The organism is bacterium (assembly GCA_039961635.1).
GTDB lineage: Bacteria > 4484-113 > 4484-113 > JAGGVC01 > JAGGVC01 > JABRWB01.
This window is the reverse complement of sequence record JABRWB010000005.1, coordinates 1-23577: the sequence shown is the minus strand read 5'-3', so window position 1 is coordinate 23577 and position 23577 is coordinate 1. Positions and strand designations below refer to the sequence as shown.

The window sequence follows — 23577 nt, the reverse complement described above, 5'->3', positions numbered from 1 at the left end:
CGAAGAACATGGAACGGATCGAACGGATACAGACAGGGAACCGAGCGAAGCGCAAAGTCTACGCCGTGGACCTATTCTGCGGTGCCGGCGGACTGACGTGCGGACTCGAGCGAGCGGGCATCGACGTCCGCCTTGGGGTCGATATCGATCCTGTCTGCGAGCATCCTTTCTCTGCGAACAACGCCGCTAAGTTTCTTCTGAAATCCGTCGAAAACCTCGAGGCGAAAGACCTCGAACGGGTATTTCGCAAAAACGGCATCCGTCTGTTGGCCGGATGCGCTCCCTGTCAAACATTTTCCACCTACAACCAGAAGGCGACCCCGGACGACAAACGGTGGTGGCTCCTCCGTCAGTTCTCCCGGCTCGTTCAGGAGATTTCCCCCGAACTGGTAACGATGGAGAACGTTCCGCGACTCGAACGCCTAGGTGTCTTCCAAGAATTCCTCTACGGCCTTGACGACGCAGGATATCACGTCGACCACAGGATCGTGAACTGTGAGGACTATGGAATTCCACAGCACCGCCAGAGGCTCGTTCTCCTGGCTTCTAAGCTCGGCCCCATTCGTTTGCTGTCTCCTGGGGAATTCGGGTCAAAGCGTACAACGGTGAGGGATGCTATCGCCGATTTGCCGCCTTTGCGAGCGGGCGAGATGGAAGAGACAGATCCATTGCATCAGGCCTCTATCCTTTCGGACCTGAACAAGAAGAGGATCGAGGCATCCAAACCCGGAGGAACTTGGCGAGACTGGCAAAAGACGCTGGTAGCCGACTGTCACAAGAAGAAAACCGGCAAGACCTATCCGAGCGTCTACGGTCGCATGTGCTGGGAAGAGCCGGCTCCCACGATCACCACTCAGTTCTTCGGATTCGGTAACGGTCGCTTCGGACATCCAGATCAAAATCGTGCCATCTCGTTGCGTGAAGGGGCGATTCTGCAGAGCTTCCCGAAAGACTACGAATTCGTTCCTCCCGGACAGCCTATTTACAAGAAATCGGTAGGAAGGTTGATCGGCAACGCCGTGCCACCGAAACTCGGAGAAGTGATCGGGCTGAGCATACTCCGCCATGTCGATCGGTGGACAAAAAGTCGAAGGAAAACGAGCGCCGGAGCGAGAGCGAATGCCTGAGATATCACGATCCGATACAAACAAATATGTATGGAGCCGTTCAGTACCCGACCCCGGCCAACTCGTCGAGATCAGACGTCGTCAGTGGGTCGTGGGCGACGTCGAGGCATCCGCTTTCTCTTCGACGGGAAACGGGAAGCAGCACCTCGTCACTCTGGCCGCCCTCGACGAAGACTCCCTCGGTGAAAGCCTCCAAGTCCTGTGGGAATTGGAACCGGGGGCTCGCGTGCTGGAAAGAGCGGGACTACCGAAAATCACCGGTTGGGACGAAACGGAAAAACTGGAAGCGTTCCTCGACGCCGTTCGCTGGGGGGCCGCGACCAACGCGGACAGGTCTTTTCTGCAGTCACCGTTTCGAAGCGGGATCACCATCGAAGACTATCAACTCGATCCCCTCGTCCGCGCGATCGATATGGCTCGCGTCAATCTGTTGATAGCCGACGACGTCGGTTTGGGAAAGACCATCGAAGCGGGCTTGGTGATTCAGGAACTTCTGGTGCGCCACAGAGCGAGATCCGTCATGATCGTCTGCCCCGCAACTCTTCAGGTCAAATGGCGGATGGAGATGCAGGAGAAGTTCGGGCTCGAGTTCCGTATCGTAGATTCCGATTACGTCAAGACGCTTCGTCGGGAACGGGGAATCCACGCCAATCCGTGGACGTCTTTTCCGCGACTCATCTCCTCCATGGACTGGATAAAAGCCGGAGAGGGGCTGCGGCTGCTCAAGGACATTCTCCCTCCTCACGTGACCTATCCACGCAAGTTCGACATCCTCGTAGTGGACGAGGCCCACAACGTCGCGCCCGCGGCCGCGACCAGATACGCGCTGGAAAGCCAACGCACGCGACTGATCCGAACGTTGGCTCCCCATTTTTCCCATCGCCTGTTCTTGAGCGCGACACCTCACAACGGATATCAGGAATCGTTCACCTCCCTTCTGGAGCTTCTCGACGACCAACGTTTCGCCCGGACGGTGATGCCGGACGAAAGGCAACTCCATCGGGTCATGGTAAGACGAATGAAGAGCGACATCGTCGACGCCGACGGTGAACCGATCTTCCCGGTCCGACGGCTCCAGTGCCTGGAAATCGCCTATTCGGATGAAGAACGGGATATCCATCGCTTGCTGCGCGAATTCACGACCACGAGAGCCCACAGCGTCAAAGGAACACGGTACGAGTTCGGGACCGACTTCGTGCACATGCTGTTGAAAAAACGACTGTTTTCGTCTCCGATGGCTTTCGCCATCACCTTGGCTAAACACAGAGAGACGCTACTACGAGGTCGCCCCCGGACCGCCACGGCATTGGACGACCGAATACTCCGCAAGGCGATCGTTCGAAGCGAGGAGGAGTACTCGGACGAAGCGAAGGCGGAAGAGGCTCAGCTCGAAGCGGTCGAAGTGGCGAGCGAGATGGCCGTAGCGCTGGGTGAAACGGAACGTGCCATGCTCGACCGCCTCACCGAATGGGCCGAAAAACACAAGAACCGGGTGGACGCGAAAGCCAAGGCCATCCTCCACTGGCTCGACACCTATCTGAAACCTGACGGACACTGGAACGAAAAGAGAGTCATCCTCTTCACCGAATACCGCGCCACCCATGTCTGGCTCCATCAAATTCTCACGGCCAACGGGTTCGGAGGGGATCGTCTCGCCATCCTGCACGGAAGCATGCGCCCGGACGAACGCGAAGCCGTCAAGGCGGCCTTCCAGGCGAATCCCGATGTAGCCCCGGTTCGGATTCTGTTGGCGACCGACGCCGCTTCGGAAGGAATCGATCTTCAAAATCATTGCAACTACCTGATCCATATCGAGATTCCCTGGAATCCCAACGTCATGGAGCAGCGTAACGGCAGGATCGACCGTCACGGCCAGAGGCAGAAGGAAGTCTTCATCTGGCACCCGGTGAGCCAAGGCTTCGATCCTCGTGAAATATCCAGACACCGGAAGGTCGGCGAAATCGAAGGGGATCACGAGTACCTCATGAGGGCGGTCCTCAAGGTGGACACGATCCGGGAGGATTTGGGCAGCGTAGGCCCCGTCATCGCCAAACAGATAGAAGAGGCCATGCTCGGAAGACGGACGGGTTTGGACACCGGTGCCGCCGAGGCCAAGGCTGCGAAAGCGCGACGGTTCGTCGCTGCCGAGCGCAAGCTGCAGGAGAGAATCGCACGTCTACACGAGAAACTCGTGGAGGCGAAGAGAGATTTTCATCTCGATCCGGAAAACCTGCACCGTGCGGTCGAAATCGCCCTCGAACTTGCCGAGAAGCCGCCTCTGAAACCGGTTTCGTTGCCGGGCGTTCCCGATGGCAAGGCGTTCGAAGTGCCGGTGTTGCCCGGTTCGTGGGGACGGGCGACCGTCGGGCTCGAACATCCACACACGGGAGTACGACGCCCCATTACCTTCGACCACGAAGTGGCGAAGGGACGTGACGACGTGGTTCTGGTCCACCTCGAACACAAGCTGGTCCAGATGAGCCTCCGCCTGCTGCGCGAGGAAATTTGGAAGCTGGACGACGTCAAGTCGCTACATCGAGTCACCGTTCGAGCGGTTCCCGACGAGGAACTCGATCGGCCTACAGTGGCCATCTGGTCGCGCCTGGTCATCACTGGCGGCGGGCATCATCGGCTCCACGAGGAATTGACTCTCTCCGGCGGCGAACTGGAACACAAGTCTTTCAGAAGGATCGCCCAGGTGGGCAAACTCGAAGCTCTCGTCGAAAAGGCGGAGCCTGTCGCTCCCGGCGACGATCTTTTCGCGATCCTGAAGGACCGATTCGAAAGACACGAGGAAGCGATCCGGGCGGCCGTGGAAGCGCGCTCTCGGGAGCGCATGAAGTATCTGGAAAACACGTTGAATCGCAGAAAGGAAAGCGAGATCGCCGATCTCATGGCCGTTCTCGACGATCTGACGAAAAGCATCCGGAAAGAACTGACCGACTCGGGACCGCAATTCGTGCAATTGACGCTCTGGCCCGAGGAAGAACGCAACCAGTTGAAGAGGGATATCGAGGCGTTGAAAGCCAGGCTCGCCCGTATCCCCGAAGAGAAGAAAAGCGAGGCTGCCGCCGTCGAAAGCCGCTATGCCGACCCCACTGCCAGAACGTTCCCCGTGGCGGTCGTTTTCCTCGTTCCTCGCTCCTCGACCGGAAAGGTACGACCGACATGACGAACCCTTCGAGACATACGGAGTGGCTTTCCCTCGTCGAGGTGTCCGGGCCGTTTCTCGCCGTGCCTGTCCTGGAGAAGGCGTTCCCCCAGGGCTTGGACGTCGTCGAGACTCCAAAACGGCAACGCCTCCGTGCGGCATACGAAGAATGGTGTGATGCAGTCGAGAACGACGACTCTCTGCTCGCCGATCTTCATCGCGAGTGGATTCGACTCGTGTTCACGGAAATTCTGGAATACGACGGTTCGACACTGACGACGGATGCCGATATGGCCAAAGCGTACTCGGTGGCTTCTCCGGAGAGAACCGAGACGTTCGCTCCCGACTGGCTGGTAGTGTCGCCATCCGATGGCAAGCCTCGCCTTTTCGTTTCCATCCAACGACCGGGGACCGACCTCGAAAAGGTACAAAAGGACGACAGATGGCCCGCGTCGCTCCTCGAGCGAATGGCGGCACTCTGTCGCTCTCACGCCGTTCGACTTGGAGTGATCACCGAAGGCGAACGGTGGATGTTGGTAAACGCCCCGGTGGGAGGGACGTCGAGCGCCGCCTCCTGGTACGCTCGTCTTTGGTTCCAGGAGCCGGTCACCCTCAAGGCTTTCCAGTCCCTGTGGAGCGTCAGGCGCTGTTTCGGTCCGTCGGACGAGACCTTGGAAGCGTTGCTCGACAGCTCGCTTGAGCACCAGGAGGAGATCACGGACACTCTCGGAGAGCAGGTCCGCCGTGCGGTGGAAGTTCTCGTCCAGTGTCTGGACAAAGCCGACGCGGATCGCAACGGAGAGTTGCTCCGGGACGTCTCGCCCGCCGAGCTCTACGAAGCCGGCTTGACCGTCATGATGCGACTGGTGTTCGTTCTGTGCGCCGAAGAACGTGGACTCCTGCTATCCGGCGATCCCGTCTACGACGAGTGTTATGCCGTATCCACGCTGCGAGCGCAGCTCGCCGAAGAAGCGGATCGTCACGGTCCCGAGGTGCTCGATCGGCGGCACGACGCGTGGGCACGCCTTCTTTCGGTCTTCAGGGCCGTCCACGGCGGGATCGACCACGAGTCCCTTCGCATGCCCGCCCTGGGCGGTTCGCTGTTCGATCCGGATCGTTTCCCGTTCCTGGAAGGGCGATCCAAGGGGACGAGTTGGCGCGACTCGGATGCCGACCCGCTGCCCATAGACAACCGAACGGTCCTGCTGCTTCTGGGCTCGCTGCAATCGCTCGAACAACACGGCGGTGCCCTTCTGCTCTCCTACAGGGCGCTCGACGTCGAGCAGATCGGCCATGTCTACGAAGGCCTTCTCGAACACACCGTCGCCCGGACGCCGTCCGTGACCATAGGGCTGACAGGTTCCAAAAAGGCGAAGAACCCGAATCTCCCCCTCTCAGAATTGGAATCGGCGCGCATGGACGGTGAAGACACCCTCGTCGCCCTGGTGAAGGAAACCACCGAACGCAGCGAGTCCGCCATACGAAACGCATTGGCTCGTCCCGTCGACGACACCGTCTTCGGACGGCTGCTCGCCGTATGCGGCGGAGACACGACGCTCGCCGAGCGCATTCGCCCCTTCGCCAATCTGGTCCGAACCGACGCATGGGGTGACCCCATCGTCTATCGCGAGGGAGCCTTCATGGTCACCCTGGGTGCCGACCGACGCGAGACGGGCACGCACTACACCCCGAAGTCGCTCACCGAAAGCATCGTCGAGACGACGTTGGAACCGGTCGCCTACATCGGGCCAGCCGAGGGAGTACCGCGAGAGGAGTGGAAACTGAAAACCCCGGCGGAATTGCTGGATCTCAAGATCTGCGATCCCGCCATGGGGTCCGGAGCGTTCCTCGTGCAGGCGTGCCGATGGCTCGCCGAGCGACTGGTCGAGGCCTGGGCGGTCGAAGAGGCTGCAGGTAGATTCATCACCGCCGATGGAGAAGTCAGGCCATCGGCCGGGGGAGCCGATCCCCTTCCCGGCGGTCTTGACGAAAGACTGCTGACCGCGAGACGTCTGATCGCCGAACGGTGTCTCTACGGCGTGGACGTCAATCCCCTCGCCGTCGAATTGGCCAAGCTCTCCATCTGGCTGATCACTCTCGCGAAAGGGCGTCCCTTCGGATTCCTCGACCACAACTTACGCCATGGCGACAGTCTCCTGGGCATACACCGGCTGGACCAGCTCACGAAACTCAAACTGAACCCGGACGCCGGTCCCTACCAGCAGCGCATCTTCGGCCAGAACGTGGCCGGCGCGGTCGCCGAGGCGGTGGAAATCAGGAAGCGACTGCGTACAGTTCCGATCCGGGACATTCGCGATGTCGAAACCATGGCCCGCTTGGACGCCGAAGCGAGGAAGAAACTCCAATCCATCGAATTGGTTGCGGACGCCATGATCGGCGAAGTCCTACGAGCGAACGGAAACGCACGGGCTATCGAATCCGCTTTGGATTCATTGGCGATGCTGGCGGGACAATATCTTATCGGCGACGAAAAGTCTGGGAAAGAAGTGAGCCGACTGGCTCGCGAAGCCCTCTCCGTCGACTTGCCGCCGGGCAAGCCGCCGAGGAAGCCTCTCCATTGGCCGTTGGAGTTTCCGGAGGTGTTCGTCAATGGAAAAGGCGGATTCGATGCAATCGTCGGTAATCCACCGTTTCTCGGCAATCGCCTGTGGAAAGGCGCATTGGGCGAAAGGATGCAGTGGCAGTGCCAAATGGTGCTCGGCGCGTCACCGGGCAAGATCGACCTCTGCGTCGTGTTCCATCGGCGGGCGGTCGATTTACTCCGCCCCGAGGGTTGCTACGGGATGCTCGCGACGAGCAATATCGCCGAAGGCAGCGCGATCGAAGTCGGTCTCGGCGTCATCGCCCGGAACGGGAGCATCTTTTTCGCCCGGAAGGGAATGCCGTGGCCGGGTTCGGCAGCGGTCGTCGTCGCCATCGTCGGCTTTTTCAAGGGCGAGTGGCGCGCCGACTGTGATGCCGATGGTCGGCGTTGTCCGCGCATCGGGCCGCGGCTCGAACCCGAGGCGGCGGACGTCTGGGTGCCGCAGCCACTACCCGATGCACCTTTTGCGTTCGCTGGAGTGGACAACAGCAAGGGACTGGCCTTCGTCATCACGACGAGTAGCCCGTGGTTCGAGCGGCTGAATAGCGAACCGGACAGCCTGTTGAGGCCCTACGTCACCGGCGACGACATCACGAGTTCGGCACTCAACCGAATCGAACGCTGGGCGCTCGACATCGGGGACATGGATCTGGATGAGATACGCCGCCGGTGGCCCATCGCGCATCGCTTCCTCGTCGAGGAAGTGAAACCGACGCGCACGGCCGCGACGCTCAAGAGCTACAAGGGGTTGATCGACCGCTGGTGGCAGTTCTGGAACCACCGGGCCGATTTGATGCGGCGCATTCGGCAACGCGAGCATTTCATCGGCTACTCCAAGAACACGAAGTATCCGGTGGGGATGCTCGCTCCATCAGGCTGGATTTACACGAACAAAGTTCTGCTGATCGGAATTGAGCGGGATGACCTGTATGCCATTTCACTGAGCACGGGGTTCCGCGCATGGTTGGAAAAGTTCAGCGGCGGGAACCTCGGCGAGACGCTCTCGCTTTCGATCTGTGAATCGGTCGCCAAGTATCCAGTCCCCGACCGGGCCGTGGCACAATCGGGCATCGAAGCCGCCAACCGTTTCAACCATCTCGCGATCGAGTTCAGTCGGCAGCATGGCTGTGGCTTGACCGACGTGATGAACGCGATCCATTCGCCCGACGATCACGACTCGACGATCTCGGAACTGCGCCGCCTGCTCGCCGTCATCGATGCCGAAGTGGCACGCGCCTACGGTTGGGACGACTTGCAAGTCGCCTACGACTTCCGCGAGTTCGAGGGCGGCTCGTCGAGCGACCGCTGGCGGTGGGCGTTGTCCACGGATGTGATTTCCGTGTTGCTGGACAGGCTCGTCACACTCAACCGTGAAAGATCGCCGATGGCAAAAGGTGTAAGAGGACGGAGATGGGGAAGGAAATGAACGATATGAAAGGACGGGTGGAGATAGGCGCGTGGATCGTCCGCATGGGTCCGGATGCTCGTTCGGATGGATTCAAGATCACGGTGGATCATGTTTCCTCCGACCTGCGCAGCGTCCGGGAAGGCGACGCTCTTCTGATAGTCGAAGAGGAATTCGGATCGTTCAGGGTCGCATCCTTCGCACGCGTCTACCGCGTGCGGTGCGGCCTAGATGAAACCACGCTGCTTCTCGACGGGCTGCTTCCGGTCGAACCTCCCCGACCTCTGAGCGATTTCGGTATCCAGCCGCCGACCGTGGCGGTTTCCCGCCTGGAATGGCCATCCTTCGAGTCGGCCCTGAAGACGGCCTGTGGTATCGACTTCCCGGCGCTTCCCGTTTTCGAAGGGAAAACGGCGGAGGAACGGAATTATATCAGGGATCTCCTGCAATGGGCGGTCGAAGACGACTTGCTCGGGCCCGCCGACGGACCTGTCGAGGAGATCGTGGGGATGAGCGTGCGGGACCGGTACCTGGTCGGAAAGCTCGCTCCGCCGGACACCCGAGTGCCGGACGACCAGGTGGAAGATCTGCCGGACGCGGCGACCGCCGACCCGGAAGGCGACGACCGAGAGGCCGACGCATCGACCAGCAACTCGTTGGTGCCCTCGTCTTTCGGTTTCACGTTTTGCGTCGACGGATCGACGAAGGCCGTCGAGGTTCGAGCGAGTTGGGGAAGGTACGAACGCACCGAAAGCGAGCGGACGACCGAAGACGGAAAGCCTTTCCGCTGCTGGAAACGGATACCGTCGGGCGGTACCGCGACCGTTTCGTTCGACCGCAGGGTCGTCGCCCCCATCGTCATGGACAGCGCCTGCCCCGACGTGGTCGTCCAGGGAACCATCGGCGATCCGCTGCCGAACGGCGACCGGCTGGTGACCCTCTTCTTGGTGAACGGTCAGACCAAGCCCGACGAAAATCAAGATCGGGCGTGGGTTTTTCAACCCGAACTGATCGTCAGGGACCCGGAAGGACAATCCATCTTCAGAAAGAGACCTTTGCTGTCTGGCATCGGATCGGACGAAGAACGCGAATCGCTTGAGATGATCTACCGGCGGCGGGTCGAGTTCGCCGTCGGACACGGAGTTTCCGTCCACGCCACACCGTCGGCCGACGATCCGGAACGCGCAGTCGAGGTCAGGACCCGCGTTTTGCCCCGGTACGAGGTCTCGGTCACCGAGGCACCCGGAACCGCTCCGGACGACAGACCCGTCATGAAACGACTGGTGTCCGACGGCTCTCTCGACATGCTGCGTCTCGCGGAAATGGAACGTGCCGATCTCGTCGCCGTCCTCGATGCGTTGGCGGGCGACTACGCCGCTTGGATTGTCGAGCGGCGTGCGAGAATAGGTATCGACGCGAGGGGTTACGAATCTCCGGCGACGGCCGCCCTCGACAGATGCGAATCCATTCTCGAAAGACTTCGAGAGGGGATCGAGGTTCTGAAATCCGACGACGCGGCGCTCGAAGCGTTCCGCTTCGCAAACAGAGCGATGGCGTCGCAACGTGTCCACAGCGTCCATTCGCTCAGGGTGCGGCGGGGGGAAACCGTCGATCTCGCGAGCGTCGACGTTCCCGAGAACCGCTCGTGGAGACCGTTTCAGTTGGCTTTCATCCTGCTGTCCGTTCCCGCTCTGGCGAATCCCGCGCACCGCGACCGGACGGAACCGGTGGAAGCCTTTGCCGATCTTTTGTGGTTCCCGACCGGCGGCGGGAAGACGGAGGCCTACCTCGGCGTGGCCGCTTTCACCATGGCCATACGCAGATTGCAGGGAAACCTCGGCGGACTCGACGGAGGCCGGGGATTGGCGGTGATCATGCGCTACACTCTGCGATTGCTCACCATCCAGCAGTTCCAAAGGGCCACCACTTTGATGTGCGCCATGGAGGTGCTGCGACGTGCGGACACCGCCAAGTGGGGTGCCACGCCTTTCACGATCGGGCTATGGGTGGGACAGCGCGTGACACCCAACACTACCCAGGAAAGCCACGAAGCCATCGAGCGGGAAAGGGACGGAAAGTACGGAACCGGTTCCACACCAGCGCAACTCACCTTCTGTCCTTGGTGCGGCTCCGAGATCGTACCTGGACGAGACGTCAAAGTGGTCCGTGACATCGGCCGGACCTTCATCTTCTGCGGCGACAAATACGGAACCTGCGAATTCGGGAGGGTCAAGTCACCGAGCCTCGGACTACCGGTACTCGTGGTGGACGACGAGCTATACCGCCACCCACCTTCCATGCTGATCGCCACGGTCGACAAGTTCGCCATGATGGCTTGGCGAGGGCAGGTGCGAACGCTGTTCGGTAGAGCCGAGACGGAATGTCCGCGTCACGGGCTTCTTTGGCCCGGAGCCGATTGCAGCGGCACTCATCGGAAAAAGGGGGCTCTCCCGGCGACCACACCACGACCGACGATGCCGATCCGTCCGCCGGATTTGATCATCCAGGACGAGTTCCACCTCATCAGCGGTCCGTTGGGCACCATGGTCGGTCTTTACGAAACGGCCGTGGACGAACTCTGCTCGTGGACGTTCGACGGCAAGAAGGTCCGGCCGAAAATCGTCGCTTCGACCGCGACCGTCCGGAAGGCCGACGAACAGGTCAACAACGTCTTCCTCCGCCGCGTGGCGGTCTTTCCTCCTCATGGTATCGACGTGGAGGACAATTTCTTTTCCGTCCAGCGATCGATAGACAGGAACCCCGGACGCCGGTATATGGGCATCTGTTCGCCCGGTAGCTCGCGTCCCGCCGTCCTCATCCGGGTATACGTGGCTTTGCTCACGGCCGCTCAATCCCTGTTCGAGCGATTCGGGCAGGCGGCCGATCCGTACATGACCTTGGTGGGCTATTTCAATTCGCTACGCGAACTGGGCGGAATGCGTCGGCTCGCGGAGGACGACGTCCAGACCCGTTCCTATCGTGTCCAGATGAGCGACGTCTCGCGACCGGGACTCAGCCAGCGCTCCATTCGAAACGTCGACGAACTCACCTCTCGCGTTTCGAACAAGGAGATACCGAGAAAGCTCGACCAACTGGAGGTCAAGTTCAAGGCGGTCTGGGCCAAAGGCGAAACTCGCGCCATCGACATCGTCCTCGCCACGAACATGCTATCCGTCGGGGTGGACGTAAACCGACTCGGGCTGATGGTCGTCAACGGGCAACCCAAAAACACGGCGGAATACATCCAGGCCACCAGCCGTGTCGGCCGTGTCTTTCCGGGTCTGGTCTGCACGGTACTGACTTGGTCACGTCCGCGTGACCTGTCGCACTACGAGACCTTCGAACACTACCACGCGACTTTCTACAAACACGTGGAGGCGCAATCCGTCACGCCTTTCGCACCCCGGGCGTTGGACAGGGGTTTGACGGGCACGATGGTGAGCGTCATGCGTCTCGTGAACGACCACTTGAATCCGAATCTCGGTGCCCAGACGCTGGACAACTCGGGGAGACCGGAGGCCTCCACCGTGAGAACCGTGGTTTCCGATCGTGCCTGGAAAGTGAAGGACAAGGCGGCACGGTTGCGTGCCGACACGATGGTGGCGGATCGCATCGATCGATGGGTGAAAGAAGCGATCAAGGCGGGACGAAGACTGGGCTACGAGACCGAGCGCGGTCAGGGGGACGTCGCCGCACTCCTGAAAAAACCCGGTGCGACGGCCTGGGACGAATTCACCGTGCCGTTTTCGATGAGGGAGGTCGAACCCGGTGTCCGGCTCGTCATGGACGTGGCCAGACTCTCCGACCCTCTACAGTGGCGCGCCAGGGCGAGAGACGCGGAAAGCGACGGAGGTGAGGCATGAGTACCTATCTCGTGGGGCAAGTCCGCCCGAGTCAGTTGCTCTGGACATACGGTCCCGGAGCGCTGGTCGATCTTCCGAACCTGTCCGTCGTGACCATGGGCCTCGATCGCTGGGACGTCGATCGATGTCCGCCGGTGGAGGAGGCCAGGTTGCTCGCGGCCGTTCGCCGGGTGCTCGGCCCACAGGTCGAGCGTCTGCGTGTTCCCCCTTTCGTCCGTGAGGAAGGGGCAAGCCCCATGTCGGCGGAGGGTAAGATCGGGGTGCCGGTCAGGCCGTTTCCGCGATGGTTGCGCTGCGTGAAATGCGGGTTGCTGGCGGAATACGACTCCGGCCTTTTCGACATCAAGCCGTATCCTTACAGGCCGGAACAGACTCATTTCGTGCATTCGAACTGCGAAAAGGGGAAAAACGCGGATGCGGTGCCGGCCCGCTTTCTGCTGGCATGCAGGAACGGACATCTCGACGATTTTCCATGGCACTGGTTCGTTCACGCCGGACCCTCCGAGTGTAGAGGCACGCTGCGTTTCTTCGAGCGAGGGGCGTCAATCCAGACGGAGAACCTCTGGGTGAAATGCGATGCGTGCGACGCTGCCCGATCCCTCGTTCACGCGTTCGGCCGGGAAGCCCAACAGAATCTTCCGGCCTGCAGGGGAAGGCACCCGCATCTCGACACTTTCGATGCATCGTGCCAGGAATCTCCACGGGCGGTATTGCTTGGGGCCACAAACAGTTGGTTTCCCGTCTCTCTTTCGGTATTGGCTATCCCCCTTGAACGGAATCAATTGAGCCAGCTCGTCCTCGACGGTTGGGAATATTTTGCGGACGTGGAGTCCGCAGACGAATTGAAAGTGGTGATCAAGACTCTGGTGAAGAGCGGGAGCCTGCCGGGAATCGAACGCTTCGACATCGGAGACGTCTGGCGCTGCGTTCAGGAGCGGCGGGAAGGCAAGTGCGACGATACCTTCGTCACGGAGGGGGATCTCAAGATTCCCGAATGGGAAGTGCTGACGGCACCCACTCCTCCGACCGATTGGCCGCAATTCATGAGTCGACCGGAGCCCCCCCCCGCCGCGTACACGGGGAGAATCGCAGGCGTTCTGCTCTTGGAAAGATTGAGAGAAGTGAACGCATTGATCGGTTACACCCGAGTCGAGGCTCCGGAAGAGACCACCGATCCGGACGAGCGGCCTCCGATGGCGGCGTTGTCGCGTGCACGTCCCGATTGGATTCCCGCTTGCGAGGTGCATGGTGAGGGAATCTTCATTCGATTCGACGAGGAGGCCGTTCGAAGCTGGGAAGACATTACTTCGGTCAAGCGTCGCAACGAAAGACTGGAAGCGGGACACAGAGGGTGGAGAAACGCTCGTGGACAGGACCCCGAAGAGGGCTACCCCGGTATCCGCTACGCCATGATCCACACGTTCGCCCATCTCCTGATTCGGGAGTTGGCACTGGAGTGTGGATACAACGCGGCCAGCATCAGAGAGCGCATCTATGCGAGTTCGGACCCCGATTCACCCATGGCCGGAGTCATCATCTACACGGCTGCCGCCGATTCCGATGGAACCCTCGGTGGGTTGGTGGAACTGGGAAAGTCGGAGAACCTGGGGCGCCTCATCGGCCAGGCTCTCGAACGCGCGACCATCTGTTCTTCCGATCCGCTTTGTTCCGAGCACGATCCCAGCGTCGATCGTTCCTTGCACGTGGCTTCCTGTCACGCCTGCACGTTCGTTGCAGAGACCTCGTGTGAACGGGGCAATCGTTATCTGGACAGGGCATTGCTCGTGAACACGTTCGAGTGCCGCGATGCCGCTTTCTTTCAAGGGCGAGGCGGTGGCAATGAATGAACTATGGCAGATCGTCGCGGAGCTCGGCTTGGAACTGCACCCCGATCGTGTGGCGGCAATCGCTTCGAAAATCGAGTCGTTGGGATCGGTTGAACAGTTCGCACTGGTCAAGCCGGTCTTCGGTCCCAATGCGGACAAGTCCATAATCGGCCGGTTGGACGCCGCCTGGCGTGAAGCCAAGCAGGTGCGTCCAGGCGAGTTGGCCGCGGCCTTGCGCGGGGCATCGGCCACCGCGGCGCTCCATGAGCGGCATGGTTCCGTGGAAATGGTGTGGACAGGGCCTTCGACGGGAATGGTACCCGTCCGACACACGGAACAGGTGCTCTGCGAGGTTATCGAGTCCGCACGCAACCGGCTGTTTGTCGTGAGCTTCGTCGCATACGAGGTGTCATCGATAATCAAGGCATTGCAGGATGCGGCAGGCCGTCAGGTCCAGGTGGACATCCTTATGGAATCCTCGACCGACCGTGGCGGAAAGGTAACGGTCGATTCCTTCAGGACGATGAAGACCGCCGTTCCCTCCGTGAATCTTTACGTTTGGTATGTCGGAAACGGGAAAAAAGGCGTCGCCGACCCCACGGGGTCCGTACATGCGAAGTGCGCGGTTTCGGACGGAAAGCTGGCCTTCATCACCAGCGCGAACCTGAGTACGGCGGCCATGGAAAGAAACATGGAACTGGGAGTGCTCGTGCGGGGTGGACACCTGCCGGACGAACTCCATAGGCACCTCGAAGCCCTCGTGGCGACTGAAACTGTGGAACGGATTTGAATGGATACGGTGGACAGGCGAACGAGATCACGAATCATGGCCAGTGTCGGGCAGCGCGACACGGGTCCCGAGATGCGTCTTCGCCGAGCTCTCCATCGACTGGGGCTACGATATCGACTACATGACCGAAAGTTGCCCGGATCGCCAGACCTCGTCTTTCCTCGGTTCAGGTCAGTTGTGTTTGTGCACGGGTGTTTCTGGCATGTCCACGAGGGGTGCAAATTCGCTACCGAGCCAGCATCGAGAAAGGACTTCTGGCGCGAGAAATTCGAGGCGAATCAGAAGCGTGACAGAAAGAACTACGATTCCCTCCTGGCCAGCGAATGGAGAGTTTTGGTCGTTTGGGAATGTGCGTTCAAAGGCAAGAAAGATGGGGAACTCGAGAAATTGGGTGCACACGTGCGGTCATGGCTATTGTCCAAAGAGAGATTCGGAGAGCTTAGTTATTCGGATATGGTGTCGGTTCGTGACCTGGAGATGAGCGGCGACGTCGAAGGCGGCAAACCTGTAAAGGAAAAACGCGATGAGCGATAACAAACATCCATATCGGATGACTATTGACCTCAACGTGCTCGACCATTTGGCCGACGGACTATACAGTAGTGTCGCCGCCGTGATTACGGAGACCGTTGCGAATGCCTGGGATGCTGATGCGACCGAAGTGAGGATTGACCTCGATATCTCCGGAGACCGCATAGAAATCGTAGATAACGGAATCGGGATGGACCTATATGCCGTTAACGAACGCTATCTTAGAGTCGGCTATCGACGCCGGAGAGATGGCGACACGACTCCTGGTGGACGATCGGTAATGGGCCGGAAGGGCATCGGAAAGCTCTCGCTCTTTTCAATCGCTGACCTGATCGAAATAAAGACTCAAGCAAACGGTGCAGAGCCAGCCGGTCTGAAAATCATATCCAGTGATTTGAGAAGGGCGATGGAGACAGGACTTAGTGTATACAATCCCGAACCGGTAGCGGTTTCCCAGGGAACGTTCGTTAACGAACATGGCACTCACATTCTTGCATCTTCCTTGAAACGAAATCGTCTTCGCGAGATGGCACCGGAGTCGCTTAGACGCCGGTTGGCCCGCCGCTTTTCCATCATTGGAAGTGATGGTTTCCGCGTATTCGTGAATGAGGTGGAGGTAACCGCAACCGATCGAGAAGATCTCAAATTCATCGAATATCTTTGGACGTTTGGCGACACGACAGTAGCCACCACATCGTGCGTGAATCTTAAGAAAACGGAAAGTCTGGACGGCCGTGACGAAACATGGAATCCAGAATGGCAAATACAAGGGTGGATTGGCACTGTGGATCGTCCTAAACGCCTTGCCACGCCGGAAGGAAATCTAAATTCGATCATAGTCCTCGCTCGGGGACGGTTGGTGGACGAGGATGTGTTGGCGAGGATAGTAGGCGCAGAGGTCTATACAAAGTATCTGACCGGCCAGGTAGAAGCGGATTTTCTCGATGCATCCGAATCTGCCGACATCGTGACCAGCAACCGGCAGAGGGTCATCGAGGATGATGCTCGGGTCGGAGCTCTGACCGTTTTCCTCCAGAAGGCACTTCGCAGGATAGCCGAGACGTGGAGCGAACTCAGAGCGACGGACAAGACGAGTGAATTGCGCGGACGATATCCGCGTATCGGAGAATGGCTCGACGGTTTGCCGGAGGGTTGGAAAACGAAAGCGGAAAAGCTTCTCGAACGTATCGCTACCATGGAGGTCGGAAAGGACGATACAGACCAAGAGGAAAGCCAGAGGACACTTCTTCGTCATGCAGTTTTCGGATTCGAGCGGCTTCGACTCCGTGGGGACGCCGAGGAGCTTGAACGAGCGTTGTCGAAAGGCGTGGATGCCCTTCTACGACTGCTGGCCGACCGGGACTCTTTGGAGGCGTCGTTTTATCGAGATATCGTGCGCAATCGATTGGACATAATCAAGGAACTCCAGGGATTAGTCGACGAGAATCACCGGGAGCGCGTTCTGCAAAAGTATCTGTTCGATCACCTTTGGCTGCTTGACCCCGCGTGGGAACGCGCCACGGGCAGTGAGGAGATGGAGCGGAGATTGCGTACGCACGATCCATTCCGCGATGACGACAGGACTAAGGAGGAGTATGGTCGAGTCGACATTCGCTACAGCACCTTGGCTGGCAAACACGTAATCGTGGAGTTGAAGAGAGCGTCGGTACGCGTTGGTATTTACGAACTCGCTGGCCAAGGGGCCAAATACGTGGACGCCATGAAGGAAATCTTGCCTGCGGAGGAAAAGGATCGAGCTCAAATTGAAGTCGTGTTCGTCGTCGGCGCGAACCCGCCCGATTCCTCTCAACGGATCGAAGATGCGATGAACAGTGTATCTCCCGGTTCGAGAATCTTGACTTACGAGATTTTGATCGGCAGGGCTCGGGCCGCATACGCCTCGTATCTCGAAAGGGCGAGAGCGGCAGATCGAATCGACGGGTTGTTCGACTAGAGGGACAGGAGTGGTAATCCAGAACCATCTGAAACTGCGGCAGATGGAATGGACGGTGATCCGCCTGTGGCAGCATGAAGTCGAAGAGGATTTCGATGCATGCATTGATCGGATACTCGCAGCGGTCCGCTGGCGCGAAGAGAAACCCGACTCAAATCAGGAGGTATGAAGATGTCGAAGCGTAAAACTTACCATGTGACACCCGATACCGACGGCGGCTGGAAGGTCAAAGAAGAGAATGCGTCCAGGGCGCTGAGCAAACACGACACAAAAGCGGATGCAATCAACCGCGCCAAGGAAGCTGCAAAGAACCAGGAGCTCGGGCAGGTCGTCATCCACAAGAAGGATATGACGATTCAAACGGAGCACACCTACGGCAAGGACCCATATCCACCCAAGGGATAAGAATTAGCAAAGCGATGGAGGCGGCGCTGAATAATGAAGACTCCGAAACATTCTCTGCGGAAGATCGTCAGTTTTTTGAACAATCATGACGAGGACGGCGGTTTCTGGCTGCCCAATATCCAGCGGCCGTTCGTCTGGAGCGAGGACCAGATCTGCCGTCTCTTCGACTCGATTCTGAGGGAATACCCCATCAGCACTCTGCTGATATGGAAGACCAGGGCTGAGGCCCGCCACAGAAAGTTCATCGACAACTACCGCAGCAAGCTTCGGTTGAGCGATTTTTACGTCCCCGAAAACGGCAAGAAGAAATGTCTGGTTCTGGACGGTCAGCAGAGACTTCAAAGCCTGTTCATCGGTCTGTGCGGGAGCTATGAAGGGCGGGAGCTTTTCCTCGACATTTTGAGCGGAGAGGTGTCCGCCCCGGACGACGTCAAGTTCAGGTTTGCGTTTCTCGATGCAGGCAAAACAGGCTTTCCGTGGATCAGATTCAAAGACTTGGTCTTCAATACCGCCGATCCGCTTACCGCCGCGGAGGACCTGATCGCTAAAGCGGGCCGCGAACTCTCCCCTGATGAACGCCGCAAAATCAGCCGCCACGTCGGCATCGTATTCAAGACTTTTCATTCCGACGACGGGATTTCATACCAGGAGCTCGACAGCACAGAAAACGCCGAACTCTACACCGAAGACGACGTTGTGGAAGTCTTTATACGGGCGAATTCCGGCGGCACTCGGTTGGGTAAATCCGATCTGCTTTTTTCCTTGCTGAGCTCGAGCTGGGACCGCGCCGACGAACAAATGGAGGGCCTCCTGTCGGACCTCAACCGCCACGGATTCGCTTTCACACGTGATTTCGTTTTGAAATCATGCCTTACGCTGTTGAATCAAGGCGCACGCTATGAGGTCTCGAAGTTCCGCAAACCGGGTGTGCGTGAGGAAATCGAAACCAGGTGGCAGGACATCACGAAAGCGCTGAAAGACGTTCTGGACTTCGTCCGCGGGAAAACCTTCATCCGATGTGACAAGGCCTTGCCGTCCTATCTTGTCCTGATTCCGTTGGTCTATTCCCGCTATCATTTCCCGGATAACTGGAAGGCTGCGCAGGGGATAGACAACTACCTACTGCGCGCCTTGATCAGCGGTGCTTTCAGCGGGACTCCGGACCAACTCATCGACGACTGCGTCGGAAAAATCAAGGAACGGAACGGCTTCGACTTGAACCATCTTTTCGATGCCGTTCGTTCGAGAGGACGAAGTCTCGAGCTTACCGAGGATCGTTTCTGGCAGATGGGTTACGGTTCCGATTCGATCCATCTGCTTTTCAATCTGTGGTACCGGGAGTTCAACTACACGCCTGCTTACGATAACAACCTCCCGCAGGTCGATCACATCTTTCCACAGAGTGCCTTGAGAAAGATCAAGACCGTCAGCCCGGAAACCGGTCGGCTCAGCATCGTGAAATACAAACAGGATGCGCGCGACCAGTTGGCGAACTGTATGTTGTTGACGCAGGCGGAGAACGGCTCTGGCGGCAAGGCTGACACTCTCCCTGAAATCTGGTTTGCCGACAAGCCGGAAAGCTACCTCGACATGCACTTGGTACCGAAGGATAAGGACCTCTGGAAGATCGACCGCTTCGAAGACTTCATTGAAGAGCGCAAGAAGTTGATTAGAGATAAATTCTCGTATCTTCTCGCGCAGAAGACTCAGGATAATCAGGTTGCACAAGCGGCGCAATGATGGACCCACGGAATCTGTTTATCGATCAACGTCACACGGGCATGTGCGTTTATTGCGGCACCTATCCTGATACGCGCGACCACGTTCCCTCGAAGGTCCTGTTGGATGAACCCTATCCACCGGAGTTGCCGGTCGTCGGTGCCTGCCAAGGGTGCAACGCCTCGTTTTCGCTGGATGAGCAATATCTGGCTTGCTTTTTGGACTGCGTTATCTGTGGTGGTACAGAAACTTCCGAGATGCATCGTCCTAATATAAAGCGGATTCTGGAAGAAAATCCGCCACTGAGACATAGGATAGAAAGTGCCCGAAAAGGAGATGCGGCGGACAACTTGTTTTGGGAGCCGGAAGCCGATCGGGTTCGAAACGTGATCCTGAAACTCGCAAGAGGGCACGCTGCATATGAGTTGTACCCGAAACTGGAAAAACCGAGCATAGTCGGTTTTGCGCCCCTACAGATATTGAGCGATGACCAAAGATCGGCGTTCGAGCAGGTCGTCGGCGATGACAAGATCGACTTGTGGCCGGAAATCGGGAGCCGGGCGTTCCTGAGAGCGTTCGGGAAATCTCCGGACCGACTCCCGCTCTCAGGTGGTTGGATCGTGGTTCAACCTGATCGTTATCGATATGCGGTGGTCGAAACGGGTGGCGTGCTTATTCGGATGGTGCTGAGCGAATACCTGGCCTGTGAGGTCGTATGGGAATATTGAACGAAGGCGACGGCTCAATGCACCGCGACTTCCTCGACATCGATATGCTTTCCCGTGCCCAAGGGTGTCTGCTCGGCCAGCTTGCCGGAGACTCCCTTGGCAGCCTGGTCGAGTTTCGGGCTCGGAATGACATCCGCCGGGAATACCCGAAAGGCGTCCGTGAACTTGCCGACGGAGGCACTTGGAACACGATTGCCGGCCAACCGACCGACGATTCCGAGATGGCGCTTTTGCTGGCCCGCATGCTGGTGGACCAGGGAAGGTACGATCCCGAGGAGGCGAGGAATGCCTACATTTTCTGGCTGGACTCCGGTCCCTTCGATTGCGGAATGACCGTCGCCGGTGGTCTGCGTGGGCGTCCCAATCCGGACAGCCAGGCCAACGGCGCGATGATGCGGATCAGCCCGCTGGGCATCTTCGGAGCCAATCATGATTTGGAGCATGTGGCTGAGTGGGCGCGACAGGATGCCGCGATCACCCATCCCCATCCGGTTTGCCAGCAAGCCAACGCGTTGTTCACGATGGCGATTGCCCATTCCGTCCACCAGGGGTGCAATGGCCGAGATTTATACGAGCAGATTGTAACTTGGGCGGAAGACATGAATGTGGATGGGAGTCTCCTGGATACGGTCCGAGGTGCAGCCGAATCACCACCCGCCGATTATGTCCACCAGCAGGGGTGGGTTTTGACGGCATTCCGTAACGCCCTGTGGCAGCTTCTGCATGCCCCGAATCTGGAGGAAGCCGTCGTGGACACCGTAATGCGCGGCGGAGACACCGACACGAACGCCGCCATCTGTGGCGCGCTTCTTGGCGCTGTGTGGGGCCGGAACGCGATCCCTGCCCAGTGGACCGAATGCGTGCTGAACTGCCGCCCTGCGGCCGGACAACCGCATGTGCGTCGTCCCCGCCCGGAGTGCTTCTGGCCGGTGGACGCTTTGGAGCTGGCGGAGCGTTTGGTCGGCACCGATTGCTCGGAGGATTCGGATGCAGAGGAAATGCGACTCAACGCCGCTTCCGCCTCATCGGGAAACGCATGATTTTTGATAACCCGTTGAAATTGAAGGTTTTCGGTTAACAGCAGGAGAAAGAGAACGGTTATGAAGAGGGTTGCGCCCGGGGGAGCATGATCAAGTCCGGCGGGTCAAGGCGCCGTTAAAACACCCCTAGGCTTTCACATATTTAAGAACGCAATGGCGCCGTTTAGAGCAGCCGCGAAGGTCACCCACATAAGGTACGGAATCAGCAGGTATCCAGCCAAACGGTCGCGGTTGAAAAACAGAATGATCGTTAAAAGGATAAGCAGCCAAAGTGCAATTATCTCGATAAACGCAAGAAAGGGATTTCGCATGCCAAAAAATATCCCGGTCCACAAAGCATTGAATGCAAGTTGAACCGAAAAAATCCCCAAGCACAATAGCGCCCGCTCGTGCCGATGCCGCGTCCATATCCGCCATGCCGAAACCGCCATCAACACATAAAGTATGGTCCAAACCGGTCCGAACAACCACGACGGCGGCGTCCAAGACGGTTTAGTAATACGGGGATACCATTCCGCAACCGAATCGGCTGTTAGATACCCGCTCGCCATACCCACCCCCAGGCAAAGAGAAACGCATATTCCCAGCGCAAGCATCGATTGAATGCGTTGGACCGCTTCCTTGCCTGCCATTTATCTATTCACTTCCTTTTGTCTCTCGAATCCGATTGAACATGCAGGTTTTGGAGAGATTCATAATTATAAAACCATTTTGGATACCCTTGCCTTTCCCCCCTAACAGCACCGTGACGAAACAGTCAAATCCGCAATAAATCCGGAGCACGGAATTAAAATCACGCCTGCGAAAATCAAGCCGCCCGCCGCCGTAACTTCAGGCGTTCACGCGGTTTATAATGCGCGGCGTGAGGCTGTGGTCGATCCATCCTTGCTATCTCGACGCCAGGGGGCTTGTCGCTCTCTGGCGGGAGGCGCTGCTGGCCAGGTCGGTCATTCTGGGCAAAACCAAAGGTTACCTCAATCATCCGCAGCTTATCCGGTTCCGTGCCTTCCAAAATCCGGCAAACGCCATCAACCGCTATTTATGGCACGTATGCGAGGAGGCGGGAAAGCGGGGATATGAATTCGACCAATCGAAGCTGGAAGGCAAGGCGAGATGCAGAAAAATCAAGGTGACCACCGGACAGATTGAGTATGAATTCGGCCATCTATTGAGAAAACTCGCGTCGAGGGCGCCGGATATTTATGCCGGCTTGAAAACGACCGGTGAAATACGCACGCATCCGTTGTTCATTCCCGTTCCCGGCCCGGTGGAGGAATGGGAGAAGGTACACGGGCAATTGGCGCGAAATCCCGCCGCGCTTAGACCCAACAAAAAATAATCACCGCTTCCGCGGACCGTCCGCGACATCCGCCGGCACGAAGCGCTCCATGGTGGAAGAACGCAAAGCCGGACGGCATGCCCGCATGCTTACAATCCCCGCTTGAAACGGGCGCGGCTATCGCCCGCCCGAATCCTCCCCCCCCTTCACTTCCAGTTCGAACGCGCCCAGCCCGAACGCCGCCATCTTGCCGATTCCAAGAAGCTGCGCCGCGTTCCACCAGGGCACGTGGCCCAGCGGCGCGTCCGCAATCTCGATTTCGCCCGCGAATCCAGTCGCGGGTATGCGCTGTTTCTGCGACGAGCTCCACCTGTCCTGTTTTATCCTGCTCCAGCATCCCGAAACTTCCTCGGAATAATACTCCCCCCCCCATCCTTCCGGCGGCCGCGCCCCGTTTGCGGACGCCATTCCCTGGATGCGCCTCACGGCCGCCTCCCAAATCAGCCTGGGCGTGGGCGCGGCGGGCTCTTCGTCCTTGCGCCTCAAGCGCAGGGGGGAGACGAATTTCAGCTTCAGGTCGACCAGCCTGTTCGAGTCCGCCCGCGCGGGAAGCTCGCCGATCCGAAGCATGTCCGGCTCGCCCGGCCTGCCCACCGCCCGCTTCGACTTGTCGTACAAAATCCGCGACCGCTTGCCGAGCAGCCTTTTCACCTGCACAAGCTCAAGCGGCGCCGTCCCCTTGCCGAGCCCTCTTGCCGCCATCCGTTTGAGCGCGACTATCCAGAACGCGGTCTTGTACGTGTGCTCGCCCAGAATCGTCATCCCGAATTTGATAATCCTTCCTGCCGCGACTTTGTCCGGAGTTTTCTTTGCCGCCCGGAGTATGAACGGATGCGAGCGGTTCGTCGTGACCCCCGGCGGCAGCCCGCTCTCCTCGTCGTCCGGATGCACGAACGTGTGCCACGCGGTCGCAAACGCGCAGTCGAACCGCAGAAGGCAGCCGTCGCACGGCGCGCCCGGAAACGGGCAGCACGACTCCCTCAAGGCCACGCCCAGCGCGCTTCGCAGGTGCGCGCCCCAGAATCCGTTGACGCAAACCGGCCCTCCGGTCTTCAGCGCGACCTCCAGCCTGTAATAAGGAACCGAGTGCACGG

Annotated in this window: 15 protein-coding genes; 13 read left to right on the top strand and 2 right to left on the bottom strand. The window is 58.8% G+C overall.

The annotated features are described in order from the left end of the window. Positions 1–8: 8 nt before the first annotated feature. The 12 genes from HRF49_00765 (at position 9) to HRF49_00710 (ending at position 21144) form a co-directional block, all read left to right on the top strand. Positions 9–1127, top strand: a complete 1119-nt coding sequence (locus HRF49_00765; GenBank protein MEP0813183.1) for a DNA cytosine methyltransferase — start codon at positions 9–11, stop codon at positions 1125–1127. Continuing rightward, positions 1120–4299: a DEAD/DEAH box helicase gene (locus HRF49_00760; protein ID MEP0813182.1), complete on the top strand. Its 3180-nt coding sequence runs from the start codon at positions 1120–1122 to the stop codon at positions 4297–4299. The genes HRF49_00765 and HRF49_00760 overlap by 8 nt, the downstream gene beginning before the upstream one ends. Then, positions 4296–8309: a hypothetical protein gene (locus tag HRF49_00755; GenBank protein MEP0813181.1), complete on the top strand. Its 4014-nt coding sequence runs from the start codon at positions 4296–4298 to the stop codon at positions 8307–8309. The genes HRF49_00760 and HRF49_00755 overlap by 4 nt, the downstream gene beginning before the upstream one ends. A gap of 44 nt (positions 8310–8353) precedes the next feature. Next, positions 8354–12151, top strand: coding sequence for a helicase (locus tag HRF49_00750; protein ID MEP0813180.1), 3798 nt, complete (start codon positions 8354–8356; stop codon positions 12149–12151). Next, positions 12148–13998: a DUF1998 domain-containing protein gene (locus HRF49_00745; GenBank protein ID MEP0813179.1), complete on the top strand. Its 1851-nt coding sequence runs from the start codon at positions 12148–12150 to the stop codon at positions 13996–13998. The genes HRF49_00750 and HRF49_00745 overlap by 4 nt, the downstream gene beginning before the upstream one ends. Further along, complete coding sequence (locus HRF49_00740; GenBank protein ID MEP0813178.1) at positions 13991–14767, top strand: phospholipase; 777 nt, start codon at positions 13991–13993, stop codon at positions 14765–14767. The genes HRF49_00745 and HRF49_00740 overlap by 8 nt, the downstream gene beginning before the upstream one ends. Next, positions 14768–15301, top strand: coding sequence for a DNA mismatch endonuclease Vsr (vsr, locus tag HRF49_00735; GenBank protein MEP0813177.1), 534 nt, complete (start codon positions 14768–14770; stop codon positions 15299–15301). It begins immediately after the preceding gene. After that, the gene (locus tag HRF49_00730) at positions 15291–17252 is read left to right on the top strand and encodes an ATP-binding protein (protein MEP0813176.1); all 1962 of its coding nucleotides are present in this window, start codon (positions 15291–15293) and stop codon (positions 17250–17252) included. Before vsr ends, HRF49_00730 begins: the two co-directional genes overlap by 11 nt. Before the next feature lie 195 nt (positions 17253–17447). Continuing rightward, a complete protein-coding gene (locus HRF49_00725) occupies positions 17448–17657 on the top strand; it encodes a DUF2188 domain-containing protein (GenBank protein ID MEP0813175.1) in 210 nt (69 codons plus the stop codon). 33 nt (positions 17658–17690) lie between these two features. After that, positions 17691–19397, top strand: coding sequence for a DUF262 domain-containing protein (locus tag HRF49_00720; protein MEP0813174.1), 1707 nt, complete (start codon positions 17691–17693; stop codon positions 19395–19397). 101 nt (positions 19398–19498) lie between these two features. Beyond that, positions 19499–20104: a hypothetical protein gene (locus tag HRF49_00715; protein ID MEP0813173.1), complete on the top strand. Its 606-nt coding sequence runs from the start codon at positions 19499–19501 to the stop codon at positions 20102–20104. 17 nt (positions 20105–20121) lie between these two features. After that, positions 20122–21144 carry an ADP-ribosylglycohydrolase family protein gene (locus tag HRF49_00710; protein MEP0813172.1) on the top strand — a complete coding sequence of 341 codons (1023 nt, stop codon included), beginning with the start codon at positions 20122–20124 and terminating at the stop codon, positions 21142–21144. 134 nt (positions 21145–21278) lie between these two features. Here the strand turns inward: HRF49_00710 and HRF49_00705 are convergent, their stop codons facing one another. Further along, positions 21279–21740: a tryptophan-rich sensory protein gene (locus HRF49_00705; protein MEP0813171.1), complete on the bottom strand. Its 462-nt coding sequence runs from the start codon at positions 21738–21740 to the stop codon at positions 21279–21281. A gap of 266 nt (positions 21741–22006) precedes the next feature. On the opposite strand from HRF49_00705, the gene HRF49_00700 reads away from it, so the two are divergent. Then, on the top strand, positions 22007–22483 hold the full coding sequence (locus HRF49_00700; GenBank protein MEP0813170.1) for a DNA lyase: 477 nt from the start codon (positions 22007–22009) through the stop codon (positions 22481–22483). Between the two features lie 117 nt (positions 22484–22600). Here HRF49_00700 and cas6 read toward each other — a convergent pair. Next, a partial coding sequence (cas6, locus tag HRF49_00695; GenBank protein ID MEP0813169.1) for a CRISPR system precrRNA processing endoribonuclease RAMP protein Cas6 occupies positions 22601–23577 on the bottom strand: 977 nt, incomplete at its 5' end.

Excerpts from the sequence above, each read along its gene's own strand:
- HRF49_00740 (MEP0813178.1), top strand. The coding sequence starts at position 13,991 with ATGAATGAACTATGGCAGATCGTCGCGGAGCTCGGCTTGGAACTGCAC.
- HRF49_00730 (MEP0813176.1), top strand. The coding sequence starts at position 15,291 with ATGAGCGATAACAAACATCCATATCGGATGACTATTGACCTCAACGTG.
- HRF49_00760 (MEP0813182.1), top strand. The coding sequence starts at position 1,120 with ATGCCTGAGATATCACGATCCGATACAAACAAATATGTATGGAGCCGT.
- HRF49_00705 (MEP0813171.1), bottom strand. The coding sequence starts at position 21,740 with ATGCTTGCGCTGGGAATATGCGTTTCTCTTTGCCTGGGGGTGGGTATG.
- HRF49_00750 (MEP0813180.1), top strand. The coding sequence starts at position 8,354 with ATGGGTCCGGATGCTCGTTCGGATGGATTCAAGATCACGGTGGATCAT.
- HRF49_00720 (MEP0813174.1), top strand. The coding sequence starts at position 17,691 with ATGAAGACTCCGAAACATTCTCTGCGGAAGATCGTCAGTTTTTTGAAC.
- vsr (MEP0813177.1), top strand. The coding sequence starts at position 14,768 with ATGGATACGGTGGACAGGCGAACGAGATCACGAATCATGGCCAGTGTC.
- HRF49_00755 (MEP0813181.1), top strand. The coding sequence starts at position 4,296 with ATGACGAACCCTTCGAGACATACGGAGTGGCTTTCCCTCGTCGAGGTG.
- HRF49_00765 (MEP0813183.1), top strand. The coding sequence starts at position 9 with ATGGAACGGATCGAACGGATACAGACAGGGAACCGAGCGAAGCGCAAA.
- HRF49_00745 (MEP0813179.1), top strand. The coding sequence starts at position 12,148 with ATGAGTACCTATCTCGTGGGGCAAGTCCGCCCGAGTCAGTTGCTCTGG.
- HRF49_00710 (MEP0813172.1), top strand. The coding sequence starts at position 20,122 with ATGCACCGCGACTTCCTCGACATCGATATGCTTTCCCGTGCCCAAGGG.